General features: G+C 59.9%; 21 protein-coding genes. 15 read left to right on the top strand and 6 right to left on the bottom strand.

What is annotated here, in order from left to right; genetic code table 11:
- Nucleotides 1-17: 17 nt before the first annotated feature.
- Nucleotides 18-281 carry a hypothetical protein gene (locus tag FZ934_RS22565; RefSeq protein ID WP_153273100.1) on the bottom strand — a complete coding sequence of 88 codons (264 nt, stop codon included), beginning with the start codon at nucleotides 279-281 and terminating at the stop codon, nucleotides 18-20.
- A gap of 29 nt (nucleotides 282-310) precedes the next feature.
- Complete coding sequence (locus FZ934_RS22560; protein ID WP_153273099.1) at nucleotides 311-703, bottom strand: copper resistance CopC family protein; 393 nt, start codon at nucleotides 701-703, stop codon at nucleotides 311-313.
- Between the two features lie 442 nt (nucleotides 704-1,145).
- Here FZ934_RS22560 and FZ934_RS22555 point away from each other — a divergent pair, with 442 nt between their 5' ends.
- Entirely contained in the window at nucleotides 1,146-2,258 is a 1,113-nt protein-coding gene (locus FZ934_RS22555) for an NADH:flavin oxidoreductase/NADH oxidase (protein ID WP_153273098.1), read from the top strand.
- 87 nt (nucleotides 2,259-2,345) lie between these two features.
- On the opposite strand, the gene FZ934_RS22550 is transcribed toward FZ934_RS22555, so the two are convergent.
- On the bottom strand, nucleotides 2,346-2,585 hold the full coding sequence (locus tag FZ934_RS22550) for a hypothetical protein (protein WP_153273097.1): 240 nt from the start codon (nucleotides 2,583-2,585) through the stop codon (nucleotides 2,346-2,348).
- 720 nt (nucleotides 2,586-3,305) lie between these two features.
- Between FZ934_RS22550 and FZ934_RS22545 the strand changes: the two genes are divergently transcribed.
- The 6 genes from FZ934_RS22545 to FZ934_RS22520 all read left to right on the top strand — a co-directional run bounded on the left by FZ934_RS22545 (nucleotide 3,306) and on the right by FZ934_RS22520 (nucleotide 7,369).
- Entirely contained in the window at nucleotides 3,306-3,608 is a 303-nt protein-coding gene (locus FZ934_RS22545) for a UBP-type zinc finger domain-containing protein (RefSeq protein WP_153273096.1), read from the top strand.
- Between the two features lie 16 nt (nucleotides 3,609-3,624).
- Nucleotides 3,625-5,340: an FAD-dependent oxidoreductase gene (locus FZ934_RS22540; RefSeq protein ID WP_153273095.1), complete on the top strand. Its 1,716-nt coding sequence runs from the start codon at nucleotides 3,625-3,627 to the stop codon at nucleotides 5,338-5,340.
- 111 nt (nucleotides 5,341-5,451) lie between these two features.
- Nucleotides 5,452-5,619, top strand: a complete 168-nt coding sequence (locus tag FZ934_RS22535; protein WP_153273094.1) for a hypothetical protein — start codon at nucleotides 5,452-5,454, stop codon at nucleotides 5,617-5,619.
- A gap of 29 nt (nucleotides 5,620-5,648) precedes the next feature.
- Entirely contained in the window at nucleotides 5,649-6,167 is a 519-nt protein-coding gene (locus FZ934_RS22530; protein WP_153273093.1) for a Dps family protein, read from the top strand.
- 164 nt (nucleotides 6,168-6,331) lie between these two features.
- Nucleotides 6,332-6,634 (top strand): hypothetical protein, encoded by a 303-nt coding sequence (locus tag FZ934_RS22525; protein ID WP_153273092.1) that lies wholly within the window; start codon nucleotides 6,332-6,334, stop codon nucleotides 6,632-6,634.
- Nucleotides 6,635-6,829: 195 nt separating this feature from the next.
- On the top strand, nucleotides 6,830-7,369 hold the full coding sequence (locus FZ934_RS22520) for a hypothetical protein (protein ID WP_153273091.1): 540 nt from the start codon (nucleotides 6,830-6,832) through the stop codon (nucleotides 7,367-7,369).
- Between the two features lie 165 nt (nucleotides 7,370-7,534).
- On the opposite strand, the gene FZ934_RS22515 is transcribed toward FZ934_RS22520, so the two are convergent.
- The gene (locus FZ934_RS22515; RefSeq protein ID WP_153273090.1) at nucleotides 7,535-8,617 is read right to left on the bottom strand and encodes an aldo/keto reductase; all 1,083 of its coding nucleotides are present in this window, start codon (nucleotides 8,615-8,617) and stop codon (nucleotides 7,535-7,537) included.
- Between the two features lie 135 nt (nucleotides 8,618-8,752).
- Here FZ934_RS22515 and FZ934_RS22510 point away from each other — a divergent pair, with 135 nt between their 5' ends.
- Nucleotides 8,753-9,643 carry an AraC family transcriptional regulator gene (locus tag FZ934_RS22510; RefSeq protein WP_153273089.1) on the top strand — a complete coding sequence of 297 codons (891 nt, stop codon included), beginning with the start codon at nucleotides 8,753-8,755 and terminating at the stop codon, nucleotides 9,641-9,643.
- Between the two features lie 91 nt (nucleotides 9,644-9,734).
- On the opposite strand, the gene FZ934_RS22505 is transcribed toward FZ934_RS22510, so the two are convergent.
- Nucleotides 9,735-10,217, bottom strand: coding sequence for an Lrp/AsnC family transcriptional regulator (locus tag FZ934_RS22505; RefSeq protein WP_113358977.1), 483 nt, complete (start codon nucleotides 10,215-10,217; stop codon nucleotides 9,735-9,737).
- A gap of 75 nt (nucleotides 10,218-10,292) precedes the next feature.
- On the opposite strand from FZ934_RS22505, the gene FZ934_RS22500 reads away from it, so the two are divergent.
- The 7 genes from FZ934_RS22500 to FZ934_RS22475 all read left to right on the top strand — a co-directional run bounded on the left by FZ934_RS22500 (nucleotide 10,293) and on the right by FZ934_RS22475 (nucleotide 15,776).
- On the top strand, nucleotides 10,293-11,819 hold the full coding sequence (locus tag FZ934_RS22500) for an aminotransferase class V-fold PLP-dependent enzyme (protein WP_432443663.1): 1,527 nt from the start codon (nucleotides 10,293-10,295) through the stop codon (nucleotides 11,817-11,819).
- Nucleotides 11,806-12,684, top strand: coding sequence for an MBL fold metallo-hydrolase (locus FZ934_RS22495; RefSeq protein WP_153273088.1), 879 nt, complete (start codon nucleotides 11,806-11,808; stop codon nucleotides 12,682-12,684). Before FZ934_RS22500 ends, FZ934_RS22495 begins: the two co-directional genes overlap by 14 nt.
- Nucleotides 12,685-12,688: 4 nt before the next feature.
- The gene (locus FZ934_RS22490; RefSeq protein WP_153273087.1) at nucleotides 12,689-13,471 is read left to right on the top strand and encodes a sulfite exporter TauE/SafE family protein; all 783 of its coding nucleotides are present in this window, start codon (nucleotides 12,689-12,691) and stop codon (nucleotides 13,469-13,471) included.
- A gap of 249 nt (nucleotides 13,472-13,720) precedes the next feature.
- The gene (locus FZ934_RS27895; protein WP_194273873.1) at nucleotides 13,721-13,873 is read left to right on the top strand and encodes a hypothetical protein; all 153 of its coding nucleotides are present in this window, start codon (nucleotides 13,721-13,723) and stop codon (nucleotides 13,871-13,873) included.
- Between the two features lie 27 nt (nucleotides 13,874-13,900).
- The gene (gene rpsU / locus FZ934_RS22485) at nucleotides 13,901-14,137 is read left to right on the top strand and encodes a 30S ribosomal protein S21 (protein ID WP_153273086.1); all 237 of its coding nucleotides are present in this window, start codon (nucleotides 13,901-13,903) and stop codon (nucleotides 14,135-14,137) included.
- A gap of 59 nt (nucleotides 14,138-14,196) precedes the next feature.
- Nucleotides 14,197-14,391, top strand: coding sequence for a hypothetical protein (locus FZ934_RS22480; protein WP_113359420.1), 195 nt, complete (start codon nucleotides 14,197-14,199; stop codon nucleotides 14,389-14,391).
- Between the two features lie 110 nt (nucleotides 14,392-14,501).
- Nucleotides 14,502-15,776 carry a DUF763 domain-containing protein gene (locus FZ934_RS22475; RefSeq protein WP_153273085.1) on the top strand — a complete coding sequence of 425 codons (1,275 nt, stop codon included), beginning with the start codon at nucleotides 14,502-14,504 and terminating at the stop codon, nucleotides 15,774-15,776.
- Between the two features lie 91 nt (nucleotides 15,777-15,867).
- Here the strand turns inward: FZ934_RS22475 and FZ934_RS22470 are convergent, their stop codons facing one another.
- Nucleotides 15,868-16,824 carry a LysR family transcriptional regulator gene (locus FZ934_RS22470; RefSeq protein WP_153273084.1) on the bottom strand — a complete coding sequence of 319 codons (957 nt, stop codon included), beginning with the start codon at nucleotides 16,822-16,824 and terminating at the stop codon, nucleotides 15,868-15,870.
- Nucleotides 16,825-16,938: the final 114 nt, after the last annotated feature.

Genomic DNA, 16,938 nt, shown 5'->3' with positions numbered 1-16,938 from the left:
TTTGCCGCCGCCGTCGATCAATGGAGGCTTTGCATGGCCTGGATATCAACGAGCGACAATGCCTGGACGCCGACAACCAGGAGCACTGCACAGAGGGCAACCGTGGCCACTGCGGCGATGATCGCCGGTAGCCAGAGTTGCCGTGGCTTGCCGGGCGCGGTGAACGGCCCGGCATCGATGCCGCGCGGCAGATTGTTGTTGGCCGCCCGAAGTATTCGGGGAGCACAAGCCACGGTCGACGGGCCATTCTTCACATCCGGGACATGGACTTGGAGAAGCATTTTTTCGACCTCGTGTAATCGGGTTGATGCTAGAGCGGCGGCAACTCGGCCGAATATTGTGCCAAGGGTGCCCGTACGGGAACTGTGACGGTCGACGTTCCCTGCAGCGATTGCCCTTCCGTCGAATAGGCGGTGAACCGAACCGTATAGATGCCGGGCTGCAGCGCCGCGGCTATCGGTATGACCAGTTCGTTGCCCTCTCGGCCTCTCTGGGCTTTTCCCACAGCGACTTCGCCGTCGGGGCCAAATATCCTGACCCGCGTACGTTCCACGTCGACCGTGGACGTGAACGAAAGCGTAAGATTCTGGAAGGGTTCTGTGAGGCCTGACGACCTTCCGTTTGGCTCAAGCGATGCCTGCGCTTGCGTCGCCAGGAACAATGTCACGGCGATGGATGTTGCGATCACGGTATTCCTGAACATCTTGCGGCTCCCGTGTTGAATAAAATGCAGCCTAATAATCGCGCGCGGGCGGCGGGTTTTAAATGACGTTGAGGTATAGGGTGGGCATACCTTGGTGTTAGGTAGGCTAGCGCAGACGAGGCTACTGGCTATGCTTGACTTGATGCCCCAAGGCCCGCCGCCGCCCACAACCGCGTGTGTCGGCGGGATAGGCTCGCGAGAACGTGGTGTAGGAGGCTGCGGCAACCGATAGGTTCTTCGGCGTCGCTGGGAAAGGCCCGCATTCGGCAGCAAAAATCTAGTGGCGCTAGACGAAGGTATGATCGCCAATCGCTTGGCCGAATTGCACAATCGCGCGGTCAAGAAGAGGCTCGTAAGCGATCCTTTCTCGTGATACCGGAAGCCTGTCCAGGCGCCTCCGTTCCCGCCCTTTAGGCGAGACTCCTAACTGAAAGGTGATGCCGTGAGTGCAACCAAGCTTTTCTCACCCTTCGAGATTGGATCGTTGAAGCTGCAGAATCGGATCGTCATCGCGCCGATGTGTCAGTACTCCGCGTCCGATGGCGAGATGACGGACTGGCATCTGATCCATCTTGGAAATCTTGCCCTGTCCGGCGCCGGTATTCTGACCATCGAGGCGACGGCGGTAACTTCCGAAGGCCGGATTTCCTATGGCGACGTGGGCCTTTACTCCGATGCGTGTCAGCGGGCCATGGACAGGGTGCTCACCGGGATCCGCCGTTGGTCCGATATGCCGATCGCCGTCCAGCTCGGCCACGCGGGCAGGAAGGCCTCCTCAGAGATCCCCTGGAAGGGCGGCCACCAGATCGCGCCGGATGCAGCGGGCGGCTGGAAGACGGTGGCCCCGAGTTCAATTCCCTTCCGGGAGCACTACGACCATCCGAATGCCCTCGACAAGGCCGGCCTCGAGCGGATCCGTGCAGCCTTCGGCGACGCGGCAAGACGAGCCGCGGAACTGGGCATCGACGCCGTCCAGATTCACGGCGCGCATGGCTATCTGCTCCATCAGTTCATGTCACCGCTGTCCAATGAACGAACCGACGAGTACGGCGGCTCTCTCGAAAACAGGTTACGCTTCCCGCTGGAAGTCTTTGATACGGTTCGCGAAGCTTTCCCGTCGGACAAGCCTGTCACGATGAGGCTATCCGGGACGGATTGGGCCGAGGGCGGCTGGGATGTCGAGCAGACCATCCGTTTCGCCAGCGCATTGGAAGCGCGCGGGTGCGCCGCGATTCACGTATCGTCGGGTGGCCTGGCGCATCACCAGCAAATCGCCGTTGGCCCAAGCTATCAGGTTCCCCTTGCGCGGGCAGTCAAACAGGCTGTCAAGATTACGGTGATCGCTGTCGGCCTCATTACCGAATTCGAGCAAGCGGAAGCCATCCTGACGACAGGGGACGCGGATCTCGTCGCAATTGCCAGAGCCATTCTCTATGACCCTCGTTGGCCGTGGCACGCTGCGGCTCATTTCGGCGAGACCGTCCAGGCTGCGGATCAGTACTTGCGGTGCCAGCCGAGGCAATTCCGGCACCTCTTCGAGCACAAGGCCCAATAACGCAAAATGCGGTGAACGACGGAAATGTCGCTCACCGCATGTTGGTTCACCTGTTCGGATTCCGCTGCGATCGGCCGAGAAGACTGATCAATTATCCACGACATTGGCGTCGACACGCTCGCCGTTTCCAGCCAGCTCCGTCACCCATTGTCCGCTGGTATTCTCATACGTCACCAGAACGCTCGCGTCGCTCGTGCCTTGGCGCGATGCCGCCGCCCTTGCTGCTTTCAGAGCCGATCCGTGATCCGGAAATGTCTCGGACCAGACCTGATCGACGTGGTACGCCCAGCCGCCGTCGTGTTCATCAACGTGATATGTTACGTGCATGCGAGTGCTCCTTGAGGTTTACAAGTTGTCGGACACGGCCTCGACGATGCGGAGAGTGGACCTCTTCATCCTCCGTCGGACCGCTTACTGCGATCGCGTGATTGATCGAAATTCCAGGACCCGCGACGCGCTCTGGAGAAGCTGAGCAAACGATCTTGCGTCGATCTTGTCAGCCTCGTTGAGAAGACCGATTAGGGGATCCGATATCGCCTCGGTCAAAGAAAGTTCACTGAATGCCCGATGCTTCGGCGCAGTGGACGGACCATTACTCCGATCCGACCGCTCTTCCCGGCCATGCACCGGCTCTTCTTGGAGGGCTGCCTGGCTGCGGGATGAGGGAACGCGCGGGTCAACGTCGTGACGCGGATGTTCGGAAGAGCAAAGCACTTGCGCGAGTAACCGATAGTTCTCGGTTTGCGCTGTTGTCAAAGGTATCTGGAACAAAATAGTCTCCGCGGTCAGTATTCATTTCAAGCAATCAATAAAAAACACGCTATCAGCACGCGGTGCTGATCGTAATCATACTCAGGTATAGCCGGGTGTGCCTTCGCGCCTTGGTGATGTCGCCGGCATCAATCGGCCGACAACGCCTCGGCCGATTTGCATCGCGATGTTTCGGTACAAGTGCAGGCAATATGTCCAAGACCGGTGTCATCGGTGTCGGTACCAGATGGGACCATATTGAAACGATATCCGCAGCTTTAGAGGATGGCACCGCTCATGACCGCCTGTGTGCACAAATCGACAATCCGCTCCGTGACGCCGCGAACCTTCGGCTGTGAAGAATGCCTTGAGCAGGGAATGGAGTGGTTTCATCTGCGTCTATGTCGCGAATGCGGGCATGTCGGCTGCTGCGATCAGTCCGTCGGCAAGCACGCAACGGCGCATTTCCACCGAACGGGACACCCGATCATCGAAGGCTACGATCCACCGGAGGGCTGGGGGTGGTGCTTCGTCGACGAGACTTTCGTCGATCTGCCGGACCAAACCCCACAAAACGGTCCCATCCCGCGTTACTACTGATCGAGAGGCTCGAGCAATGGCCAGTTCCGGTTCTCGTGACGACCAGAAGTTCCCGGTCCTCGATGTTAAGCAAGTTGCGGTCGCGAGACGCGTCTCGTCGGCCGAGCCGGTCTCCTTCCAGCCCGGAGCGGCAATCCTTGCGATCGGCGAAACAAATGCGTCATCGTGGCTCGTCCTCGATGGTCAGCTTGAGGTTTTCAGCGGCACGGGGCTGCGAGCCGAAACACCGATCGTCACATTGGCTGCCGGCCAATTCTCAGGGGAGGTCAGTCAGCTCTCGGCGCGTCCGTCGCTTGTCGGTGCCCGGGCGGGCGCCGGCGGCTGCAAAGCGATCCCATTCGATGCAGCCCATGTCCGAGCGCTGATCGTCGGTTCCGCAGAGATCGGTGAACTCGTCATGCGAGCTTTCATTCTGCGACGTGTCGCGCTGATCGATAGTGGCGCCTCCGGATCGGTGCTGATCGGGACGCCCGGTAGCGGGCAGCTGGTTCGGCTTGAAGGTTTTCTGCGCCGAAACGGCTATCCGTATATCGCCCTGGACGCCACATCTGATGCCGAAGGCCTCGCGCTTGTACAGCGCTTGGGTATAGCGTCGTCCGACCTGCCGATCATGGTCTGCCCTGCCGGCACTGTCCTGAAGAACCCGAACGAGGCGGCTGTGGCGCGCTGCCTCGGCATCACACCGACATTGGGCAAAGGGCGCGTCTACGACGTTGCAATCGTCGGCGCGGGCCCCGCTGGTCTCGCGGCCGCAGTTTATGGTGGTTCCGAGGGCCTCGATGTTTTGGTACTCGAGCAGGCAGTCGCGGGCGGACAGGCCGGCGCTTCGATGCGGATCGAAAATTATCTCGGCTTTCCGACCGGCATAACGGGCCAGGCGCTGATGGGGCGAGCTTTCAACCAGGCTCTGAAATTCGGCGCCGAAATCGCCCTGCCGCTGGCTGTTGCAAACCTTGCTGCGCCGGAGAACCGGACGCGCGGTCCCTTCGCGCTGACGCTCTCCGACGGCCAGACGGTGAGCGCACGAACCGTCGTGATCGCGTCGGGGGCGCGATACAGGCACCCGGACATTCCGATGCTTGCGGACTTCCAGGGATCGGGCGTCTCCTACTGGGTGTCGCCCATCGAAGCGAGGCTCTGTGGTGATGAAGACGTCGCGCTCATCGGTGGCGGTAACTCCGCCGGCCAGGCCGTGGTGTATCTGGCGCCGCAAGTCAGGCGCCTGCATCTCGTCGTCCGCCGGCCGCTTGAAGAAACAATGTCAGCCTACCTCATCGAGCGCATCGCCGCTCTTGGAAATGTCGACGTTCATGTCGGCAGTGAGATCGTCGGCATTACCGGGGATGAACAGGGCAAGCTCTCGTCGTCGATGATCAGGGACCAGGCGTCGGGCGTCGAAAAGCCGCTTGCCGTGCAGCACCTCTTCGTCTTCATCGGCGCTGATCCAAATACGGAATGGCTCCCGTCGAGGATCTCGGTCGATAACAGAGGATTCATCGTGACGGGCGAGCAGCCTCGCGGGGATATAGTCGGCGCGAGACCAACCTTGCCACTTGAGACCAGCGTTCCGAATGTCTTTGCGATCGGCGATATCAGGGCCGGTTCGACAAAGCGCGTTGCTGCCGCGGTCGGCGAGGGGGCGGCTGTCGTCAGTCAAATCCATGAGGCGTTGAAGGCGTTCGCTGGAGCTGCGGCAGCTCAGGAAGACCGTTCGCTTCACCCCGCGCGATAGGAAGCTTTGCCGGCGGTTTTGCTTCGGTCATTCAATACAAATCGGAATCCGATTGTCCAAGATATCGATGGCCACCATCGGATACTCACCGCAGGCAAGGAGACAGCTTCGATGACGAAGAAGGTCAAGACGATCCCTGACAGCACGGAAATGCTGTCCGAACCGCAGGAGACGGCATCCAGTCCCGATCGCGAATCCGCTGATGACGAGCAGCTCGATGAGGCGCTTCGCGAGAGCTTCCCAGCAAGTGATCCACCGGCATCTGGCCGCCTGGAATAAAATGCATCAAGATCGAAAAGGATGAAGAAATGGACGACACACTGAAATCCCGCCGCACTTTGTCTCTGAAGACCCCGTCGGGGCTGAGCGAAGAGGCGGTCAGGGACATTTCGGCCGGCGCGACGACATTGCTTGCCGATGTCTTTGCGCTTTACCTGAAAACCAAGAACTTCCACTGGCATATGTCCGGCGCGAGTTTCCGCGACTACCATCTGCTGCTCGACGAGCACGGCGACCAGCTGTTTGCGATCACCGATCCGCTGGCAGAGCGGGCGCGCAAGCTCGGCGGGACAACGCTGCGCTCGATCGGCGATATCGCCCGTCGCCAGCGGATCACCGACAACGATGCCGATTTCGTCCATCCGCATGGCATGCTTGCCGAGTTGCGCGAGGACAACACTTCGCTCGTCGCCAGCATGCGGGCACTACACGATACCTGTGACGAATACGGCGACGTCGCGACCGCGAGCCTGCTCGAGAACTGGATCGACGAAGGCGAGCGCCGGACATGGTTCCTCTTCGAAATCCTGCGCGGCACAAACGGCTAAGCATCCCAAGAGGCGCGACTATCAGCGCCTCTTCCCATCCGGCATCAGCAGGATGACACGCTGCAATCGCAACCTTCCTTCGCCAAAGTTTGGCCTTGCCGTTCGGCCAGGAATCAAACTGTCGTCACGAGTGATTCCGGCGACGGATGAACAAGGAATTCGTTATGTTTAAGACCATTGTCGCGACAGCGCTTATTGTTTCAGCTACGGCAGCGAGCGTCTCCGCATCGAGCGACGGCGCGTGGAAGGCACTGTTTGCCAAAGTGAATGGGACCTGCATAGGCCAATCGGCGATGCCCTCGCCAGAGGCTTCCGCACCGGTTGTCTTCGACGACGCGGCGGGAAAGATTGCCGTCATGTTACGGGGCACGATGGGCAAGGGTAAGGCGTCCGTCAATCTCATTTGCCTATACGACAAGAAGACCGGCAAAGCCTCGATTGCCGAGTATCGTTGGCTCGGGCGCTAAGTCCCGCCCATTGCTTTTCCGAATACGCACTGATGACGCCCGTGGCCGCCAAGGAAGGACCTCCTTGGCGTGCCTGCGAGTTGGCAGATCGAGATGTCGGCGTCTTCTGATGCCGGCATCCCCCAAATGCGGGATGCGCTGTGTGCAATTCCGTGCTCGGTATCCCCAAAACATCATGATCGAGGGGGCGATATCGTGCTTGCCAGCTTCAAAAAGAACATCGTCTTGCTTTGTGTGACGCTGCTGGTGTCGTGCAATTCCGTCCCCATCGAACAGGTTCCTTCGGATGCGGTCGTCGTCGTGGGGCCGAGTGACCTCCAGGGCAAAACCAGGGAGCAGATCGAAGCGGACGAGAAACGCCTGGCGGACAATGAGCGCACGCGGGAGCCCTCTATTCGAACGGACTATCCCACGCCGACCAGGATCGCCGCGACAACACCTGCTGTCACGACCTCCGGATTTCCGCAGCCGCCGGGCGATAGTCGATCTGACTGTGATGATCCGAACAGCCGATTTGTTCAGTGGATTCAGAACGTTCAGCAGCAGGCCTCATCGGGCGGCGCCTGCATGAACGCGAGAGGTGCCTACCTGATCAACTCGGAAGGCGCCAAGAAGTCGCGATATTGCGCGCAATTCTATTCGGGCACCGAGCGCGAGCAATCCCTTCAGCAGGCAGAGGAATACGATCGCGTCGCAAGCGAGGCCCGGGAAACGATGGGCGGTTCCTGCGGCTGACGTAACGCGGCAGAAGAAACCGGTCACCGTTTGCAAGATCGAAGTTCGTGACCAGCTTCTGATAGAACGCATCGGCGGCCAAGCAGGCGGGCGACGACCGGTATTGATTTCCTAAACCGTGTTCGTCGTCGCATGCGTCGATGGTGGCTATGAGTGCAGATCGACTCAGTAGCGGGCGGTGCTCTGTGCAAGCATGGGCCAAAGAGTTGTTTGAACACCGTTGATGCGGGTTCCTCCGTAGCCAAGCATCGGCGTCCCTGTCTCGAGCACATGGGCGGGAAAGTTGAGGGTCGGTTTGGAGATAGCGTCAAGACGCGCAATGTGCTCCTCGCCGAGCGCAACCTCTAACGCGGCAAGGTTCTCAACGAACTGCTCCTTTCGGCGGGCACCGATCAAAATCGAGGTAACGGCAGGCTTGGTCCTGAGCCACGCGAGCGCAACCGCCGCCGGACTGGCGCCGACGTCTTCAGCAACCTGATGCAAAACATCGATGACATCGTAATCGGCTTCGGATGGGGCGCCGGTAATCATGGATCTCGACGCGTCCGCCGGCATGGCCGCCGAGCGCCGGTATTTGCCGGACAGAAAGCCGTTCTTCAGCGGGCTCCAGGGCATGATGGCCATGTCCAAGGCCTCCGCCATGGGGACATGCTCGCCTTCGATGGTGCGTTCGAGCAAGGAATATTCGAGTTGCAAGGCAATGACCGGCGTCCAGCCGCGAAAGTGAGACAGAACCGATGCTTCGGCTGTTTTCCATGCTGGGAGATCTGACAGCCCGATGTACCGGATTTTTCCAGAACGAACCAGATCGTCCAGCGCACGCAGTGTCTCTTCGATTGGCGCGAACTTGTCCCAGTTGTGCAGCCAGTAGATATCGACATAATCGGTCTGCAGTCGGCGTAGTGACGCTTCCAACTGATGGATCATCGACTTGCGTCCAGCTCCGCCACCATTCGGATCCCCCGGATGGAGACTGGCGAAGAACTTGGTTCCAAAAACCACGCGGTCCCGTTTTGAGGGCTGTCCAGCGAAATAGTCACCGATGATCTTTTCAGAATGTCCATTGGTATAAATGTTCGCCGTATCGATCGAGTTGCCGCCCCGATCGAGATATTCCGCGAGGATCTCCACCGAATGCTCGGCATCCGTCCCCCAGCCCCAGTCTTCACCAAAGGTCATGGTGCCCAATGTCAGCGGGCTTACACGAAGGGCCGAACGGCCGAGAGTAACAAATGAATCCAGCGACATAACAGCTCCTGATTTGCGAATTCAATTGCCCTGATTTAATATCTCGGAGTCCAATCGGCGTAGACCATTGCTGCCATCCTGTTGCACAATCATGCCAACCGCTTGCTGATATGTCCCAAACCATCCGGATGGCCGATGCAAAAGCTTTTGGAACTCGCTGCGCTGATCGAGAAACACGCCGGCCCGAGCTACCTAACCAACGTGCTTCCGGGCATCCGGCTACTGCGCTCGACTAGGGTGACCGATCCGCTGGCTGGGCTTGCGGTTCCGACCTTTGCCGTGGTGGCTCAGGGCGCCAAGCAAACGGTTATCGGCGACACGGTCTGCGACTACCGTGCCGGGGATTCTCTCGTAATCTCGCTGGATGTCCCGGTGAGTGCGCATGTCACGAAGGCGAGCCCAGAAGAGCCGTTTCTCGGCTTCGAGATGGCGCTTGACCCGGCCGCGCTGGCCGCGTTGGCAGTTGAGACCGGCCTTCATCCTTTGACCAGCGATACCGATATGGGTGCTACGGTCAGCCCGCTGCCGGAAAACCTTCTGGATGCACTCGTTCGCCTCCTTACCCTCCTCGACGCACCGTCGGATGCCACAGCGCTGCGTCCGGCGATCGAGCGGGAAGTGATGTGGCGGCTTTTGACCGGCGAACATGCCTCGGTCATCCGCCAGATCGGCCTTGAGGGTGGACCAACGTCCCGAATAGTCCAAGCCATCGCGTGGCTAAAGCAAAATTTTGCCGAGCCGGTCCAGGTCGAGGACCTCGCCTCACGGGCTGGCATGAGCGTCACCTCGTTCCACCGCCATTTCCGCCGCGCGACATCGATGACGCCGATCCAGTATCAGAAGCGCGTGCGTCTCATCCACGCACGGACCAAACTTCTGTCCGAACAAAGGAGCGTTGCGTCGATCGGGTTCGAGATTGGCTACGAAAGCGCGTCGCAGTTCAATCGGGAATATCGGCGCGAGTTCGGCGCTTCGCCGGGGGTTGATGCGGCAAGGTTTCGTTCGGTGGGCGACGTCATGAGGTGACTTCGATCGCGACTGCTGCGTCAGAAGGCAGGGCAGTCGGACTGCCGCCGCACCTAACGCGCGGCTGTCGACATGGAGATCCTCCAGAACGTCACCGCATTCTCATCAGATCGACCGGACGATTGTTGATGATCGCCTCCATCGAGAAGAAGCCGGTCACCGTCGCAAGATCGAAGTTCGTGATGAGCTTCTGATAGAACGCATCGTAGCCGGACATGCCCTTTGTGACGACCTTGATGAGATAATCCCAGTCGCCGCCGATCCGATAGAAATCGATCACTTCGGGGATCCGTTCGACATGCGCGCGAAATCCCTCGCTCCATTCCTTGGAATGGTGGCGCGTTCGGATCATCACGAAGACGGTAAGATCAAAGCCGAGTGCCCGAAGATCGATGTCGCTGTGCGAACCTCGGATCAGCCCGATCGAGTTCAACCGCTGCAGCCGCCGCCAGCATGCGTTTTGCGACAAGCCGACCTTGTCCGCCAGATCTCGCTGGGAGAGATTCGCATCGTTCTGCATGGCACTCAGAATCTTCATATCAAATGCGTCGATTTTTGTCAGTTCGTCGTTCATCTGAAATGCCGATCGGGAAAATACTCAGAAAATAGGTGAATTTACTGACCGTGAAGCAGGATACGATCGGTGTCAATATCCGAGCTTAGGAGAGAGCCCGTGGACATCGCCCCCGCAGCGCCAGGTCGTTCCGAAACCCCGCTTTCCAATTTTCGTCGCAGCTTGAACAAATCGGGCGTGATGGCCGATCTATGTGATGGCCTCGTCGGGGCACACGCGACGATCTCCGGCCCCTACGGCGAAAAAGAACTGGTTTACGCCGACTACGTCGCGTCCGGCCGTGCGCTCCATCAGATCGAGCGCTTTATACTCGTTGAAGTGCTTCCCTACTACGCCAACAGCCACACCGAGGCCTCCTACTGTGGTGGCTTCATGACACGGATGCGGAGGGATGCGCGTGCTATGATCGGCGCATTCTGCGGAGCGAGGGCGGACCAGCATGCCGTCATTTTCACGGGCTCTGGTGCGACATCCGGGATCAATCGCCTGGTCAAGCTGTTTGGCGTTACCGAAGCCGTTGCCGCCGGCAAACGGGTCCGCGTTGTCATCGGCCCCTACGAGCATCACTCCAACATCCTGCCCTGGAGGGAAAGTGGAGCGGAGATTGTCGAGATCGCCGAGGCTCCAACGGGTGGGCCGGACCTGTCCCTCCTCAAGCATGCGCTCGAGCAGGAGGCGGCTGATCTGACGGTATGCACACTCTCCGCAGCCTCGAACATTACCGGGATTACCAGTGATGTCGCGGCAATCACGGCTATGGTGAAAGCTGCCGGCGCGAAGATGATCTGGGACTACGCCGGCGCCGGGCCATATGTCCCGATATCGATGTCGCCAGGCCGTGACGCAGAAATCGACGCTATGGTCGTCTCGCCCCACAAGTTTATCGGCGGCCCCGGCGCATCCGGGGTAACGATCCTTCGACGCGATGCCGTTTCGACAAGGAAGCCGTCCTGGCCGGGCGGTGGAACGGTGAAATTCGTGTCGCCGCAGACCCACGACTACTCTGACAGTCTGGAAGCCCGCGAGGAGGCCGGAACGCCGAACGTGGTCGGAGACATCCGCGCCGCGCTCGCCTTTATCGTCAAGGACGCCATCGGTGCCGAAGCGATGGCAAAGCGCAATCGCGAGCTCGCAGAGCGCGCTTTCAGCGCCTGGAAGGATATCCCGCAGATCGAGATCCTCGGCCTCTCGGAACCTGAGCGACTTCCGATCTTCTCCTTCCGTGTCAAGAACGGGAAGGGCGGCTACGTGCACCAGCAACTGGTAACGCGAATGCTGAGCGACCGGTTTGGCATTCAGGCTCGCGGTGGCTGCGCCTGCGCGGGACCATACGTGCACCGGCTGCTGTCCATCGACGAAGAGCAGTCCGAGGGGATACGGCAGGCGATCCTCTCCGGTGACGAAATCAGCAAGCCGGGCTTCATTCGCCTCAACTTCAGCGTCCTCCTTTCCGAGGAAAAGGTTCAGTTCATTCTCGAGGCTGTGAAGCAGATAGCGACGGACGCGACGAGCTTCGAAGCAGACTACGATGTCGATCCGAGCCGGGCGATTTTCGCTCCACGGACCGCAGTGGTCGAAGGCAAAGCCTATGCTCAAGCCTGAGGTCACCGGGTTTTACGATCAGCGAACGGGCAGCATCCAGTATGTCGTCGCATGCCCAAGCTCGCGCAGATGCGCCATCATCGATCCGGTGCTCGATTTCGATGAGAAGTCCGGTTCCATCGCGACGACGAACGCGGACGCCATTCTCGATCACATCCGACGTCACGACCTCAAACTCGCCTGGATCCTGGATACCCACCCGCATGCCGATCATTTCTCAGCAGCGGCCTATCTGAAGCGACAGACCGGCGCGCCGACGGCGATCGGCGAGCATATCAGAGACGTGCAGCGAATCTGGCGTGATATCTACAACTGGCCTGATCTTGCCTGCGACGGCTCGCAGTGGGATCGACTGTTTCGCGATGGCGAGACATTCAAGATCGGCGATTTGGACGCTCGCGTCCTTCATTCACCGGGACATACCTTAGCTTCGATCAGTTACGTCGTCGGTGATGCTGCCTTCATTCACGACACCCTGTTCATGCCCGACAGCGGGACTGCGCGCGCCGACTTTCCGGGCGGCAGTGCCGAGAGCCTCTGGCGGTCGATCCAGACCATTCTGAGCCTGCCTGACGAGACACGCCTTTTCACCGGTCATGACTATATGCCCGGAGGCCGTCAGCCGTTGTGGGAGAGTTCGGTCGCCGAGCAGAAGCGAAGCAATCCCCATGTCGCCGGCCAGTCACGGCAGGATTTCATCCAACGTCGCGAAGCCCGTGACAAGACACTGCCCATGCCGCGACTGATCCTCCATGCGCTTCAGGTCAATATCCGGGCAGGGGAATTGCCCCCGGCGGAGGAGAGCGGCCAGCGCTTTTTAAAGATCCCGCTCGACGCGTTCCCGGCATCGGTGTGGAGTTCCTGACCGCATGGACGGATCACTTCCTCATCTCCTGCTCGCGCTCGGCTCCGGATCCCTGATCGGCTGCACGCTCGGCCTGATCGGGGGAGGCGGGTCCATCCTTGCAACACCGTTGCTGATGTATGTCGTCGGCATGCGGGATGTTCATACGGCAATCGGGACGGGCGCCCTCGCGGTTTCGGCCAATGCCTACTTCAACCTGGCGGGCCATGCCACCAAGGGGCATGTCTGGTGGCGATGTGCCATCATATTTGCCATCGCCGGCAGCCTCGGCGCCTATCTCGGCTCGAGCCTCGGCAAGCTGGTCAATGGGCAAAGCCTGCTTTTCCTGTTCGGCCTCCTGATGATGCTGGTCAGCTTTCTGATGCGGCAGGCGAGATGTCAGACAGATGTGACGGCGCAGTCGCTGACGATCGGAACGCACGGGAAGACCACGCTGATCGCAATCGCAACCGGCGTCTGCTCCGGCTTCTTCGGGATTGGCGGCGGTTTCCTCATCGTGCCCGCGTTGCTGCTCGCCACGGGCATGCCCCTGATCAACGCGGTCGGCACCTCGCTCCTCGCCGTCGGCACCTTCGGCCTAACCACGGCTATCAACTATGCGGCATCCGGTTTCGTTGACTGGCTGACCGCGCTCTACTTCATCGCCGGCGGCATTGGCGGCGGAATTATCGGCACGATCGGCGCCTGCCGGCTGGCGACGCACCGGAACACGCTTGCCCAGATCTTTCGATGGGTCATATTCGCCGTCAGCCTGTATGTTCTGGCACGGAGCTATCCGGCCGCTTGATGCATGACTCGGCGCAGCATGAAGGGCTGCTGCCGCACGACCGTCGAAGATGGGCTCGCAAAAGCTATCCGCTGAATGCCGAGTGTCGGGCAGGAATAGCCGCCGGTCTTGTAATAGACACGATCACCTCCTATTTCTGCACCATCACCCAGATAATCACACACGACCACGGCGATCGTCCTCGGGACGGATCCCAGCGCGTTTGGCGCCGGATAATCATATGACGCCGCAGTCGTCCAAGGAATTCGATTGAAGAAAACAAGCATTGCTGCCGCTCCGGCGGCGTTGAAGCCGCGCGAGCATGGCGAGGCCGTCAAGCGGCCGGCCAAGGAATGGAAGCCATATCCCTGCCTGCTCACGCGCGCCGAAATTCGGAGCATCATTGCCGAGCAACTCGGCTAGCTATCGCCAACAGAACAGGAGACGACCATGCAAGTCATCGTCAGAGACAACAATGTCGAGCAAGCAATCCGCGCCCTGAAGAAGAAGCTCCAGCGCGAGGGCGTGTTTCGGGAAATGAGAGAACGCCGGTCCTACGAGAAGCCGTCGGAACGGCGCGTTCGTGAGAGGGCGCAGGCGATTGCGCGACAGCGAAAGGCAGCCCGCAAACAGATGCAGCGTGAGGGGCTATTGCCCTCCACGAAGCGCCGGCCAACGGCACGCTAGCTTGCTAACCCCGTCGGTTGGTCGCCTGAGCGCCAGCCGACCCACCGAAGGGTCAAAATATGGAAGAATTGCATAGCGCCACCGTGTCGGACGAGCGCCTTGAAGACTGCCGCGACGTCGTGGAGCCCGATCTGCAGGACTTGATCCGTGCGACGATGGCCGCCGGCTTCTCGGCAGAAGAGGTCCTGATCGCGATCAGCGAACTGGTCGCCGAGGACTTTGCCGTCGTCGCCAAGGTGCCGAGCGTTCACTAGCGCATCGTCCGAGGAGGCAACTCCTCGGACACGATTTCAGGACAGCGATCAGCCCGCGAAGGCTCAACATTTCACTGTCATGTCCCCTCCCGCCATCCTATAAGTGTTCCATGGTTCAACGTGCTGGCAGCGCCGATCTTCCGCTTCATGGCGGCCGTGTTCCCAGGTGGCTCGGCGAGCGCATGACGCGGCTTGGTGCCGTCATCACTGAAGCGATCGTCATTCACTATGGACGCGACGAATTGTTGAGCCGCCTGGCGCACCCTTTCTGGTTCCAGTCTTTCGGCGCCGTGATGGGAATGGATTGGCACTCCTCCGGCATTACCACGAGCGTGATCGGCGCCTTGAAGCGCGGGCTGACCCCGATGTCAGGCGATCTTGGTATCCACGTCTGTGGTGGCCGAGGCAGAAACTCGAGGCAGACGCCGGACGAACTCGTCGCGATCGGAAATCGCGTCGGAATCGATGGGCTTGCCCTTGCCAGAACGAGCAGGCTGGTCGCCAAGGTCGACAGCGCCGCGGTTCAGGACGGTTTCGATCTCTACTTGCACGGCTTCATCGTCACGGATGACGGCAAATGGGTCGTCGTCCAACAGGGGATGAACGGCGATAAACGACAGGCTCGGCGCTATCATTGGCAATCGCAGGACCTCAAGAGCTTCCTCGATTCCCCGCATGCGGCAATCGAGGGGCGCAAACAGGGCGAGATCGTCAATCTCGCGGATCATCGGGCCGATGCCTCCCGAAAGGGCCAGCTCGATCTGCTTGCCGATTTCGGGCCGGATCGCATTGTCCGGGAGATCATAGCGATCGACCCGCCGCGGGCGAAGAAAGACCCCACGCAGCCCTTGCTGCCGCACCTTATCATGCCTGTACACCACGACGTCCGCGCAGAGGACGTGAACATGAAGCGGCTGCATGGCACGCTGGCCGCCGCCGCCAATCGTGGTCCGAAGGATTTCGAGGAACTTCTCCTGACACCAGGCGTCGGCGCTCGAACCGTGAGTGCGCTCGCCATGGTGGCCGAAGTCGTCCACGGGGCGCCGTGCCGCTTCTCCGATCCCGCCCGCTTTTCGCTGGCGCATGGCGGCAAGGACCGGCATCCGTTTCCCGTTCCGATCCGGGTCTATGACGAAACCATCAATGTCATGAAGTCGGCCGTTGGTCGTGCGAAGCTCGGGCGTGATGAGGAATTGCAGGCGCTGAAGCGTCTCGATGATCAGGCGCGGCGCCTGGAGCAATACGTGACCGGGCCGGACCTCAAGGAAATCGTTGCCGGCGAGTTCTCGCACTCGCATGATTGGGGCGGCCGCAGCGTGTTCGGATGGGAGCCTCCACGGGACGAGCTCGCCGATGCGAAGCGCAAGAAGGATCGAACCGGGTAGGAAGATCTGAACTGAATGCACCTATCGAGTATGATAATCGCTATAATATCAAAACGTTGATCTTGTAATTTGAAGTCGCCTGCCAAGGCGTTCACGCACTTTTCGAATCGTTCTCCGCCTGATTGAGTTTTTCCGCCGAGGGCTTCGCTTCACCAGCGAGCCTTGCTGCGAGGAAGTCTATGAACGCTCTGACACGCGCGGCCAGATGCTCGTGCCCGGCATAGACGGCGTGAATCACTTCCATATCACCAGGATTGAAGTCTTCCAGAACAGGGAAGAGCAGCCCCGCTTCGATCTCCCGCTGAACGTGAAACCGTCCGACTCGGCCGAGGCCGGTACCCGACAGGCAGAGTTGCTTCATGACAAGGCCGCTGTTGACCGACGTGTTGCCGGTGACCGGGAGGCGATAGATGTCGCCAGTGCCCTCGTTTTGAAACGGCCACTCGTTGAGGCGTCGCTGGAAGTTGAACGTCAGGCAGTTGTGCCGCGCCAGGTCGTGCGGATTCCGCGGAATGCCATGCGCCTCCACATAGGACGGTGAGGCAATGATGACACGACGGCTTTCCAGGAGTTTCCTAGCCTTGAGGGCCGAGTCGTTCATTGCACCGGAACGGATCGCGATATCGGTGCGCTCCTCGATGAGTGCGATCACACCATCGGTGAGCGAGATATCCAGTTCGACCTCAGGATAGAGCGCCAGGAAATCAGGCACGAGAGGCAATAGATAGCGCTCGCCGAAGCCCAGCGAAGCATTGATGCGCAAGGGCCCGCGAGGAACGACCTTCCCACCGCTCGATATGAGCTGCTCAATGTCTGTGATCTCGGAAAGCACGCGCTTGGCCCGGGCGAGGTAGATTTCGCCCTCCGGCGTCGGGGTGACGATGCGGGTCGAACGAACCAGAAGGCGCGTTCCTAACCGATCTTCGATCCGGGTAATGAGCTTGCTGACGGCAGAGGGCGACAGGCCCAGCCGCCGACCGGCGGCAGAGAAGCTCTGCAATTCGGCGGCAGCCACGAAGACTTCCATTTCGCCGGCGCGGTTATCCATCTTCGCTTTTTCTGTGAATTAAATTCAAAAGCATTTATCCAATGCAGTCGATTATCATGCAAGTCCTCCTGCCTCATATTGCCGGCAACCATTCAATCCGCGGCTCAGCCGCTT

It is taken from the genome of Rhizobium grahamii (assembly GCF_009498215.1).
Taxonomy (GTDB): domain Bacteria; phylum Pseudomonadota; class Alphaproteobacteria; order Rhizobiales; family Rhizobiaceae; genus Rhizobium; species Rhizobium grahamii_A.
This window is presented reverse-complemented; position numbering and strand designations above follow the sequence as displayed.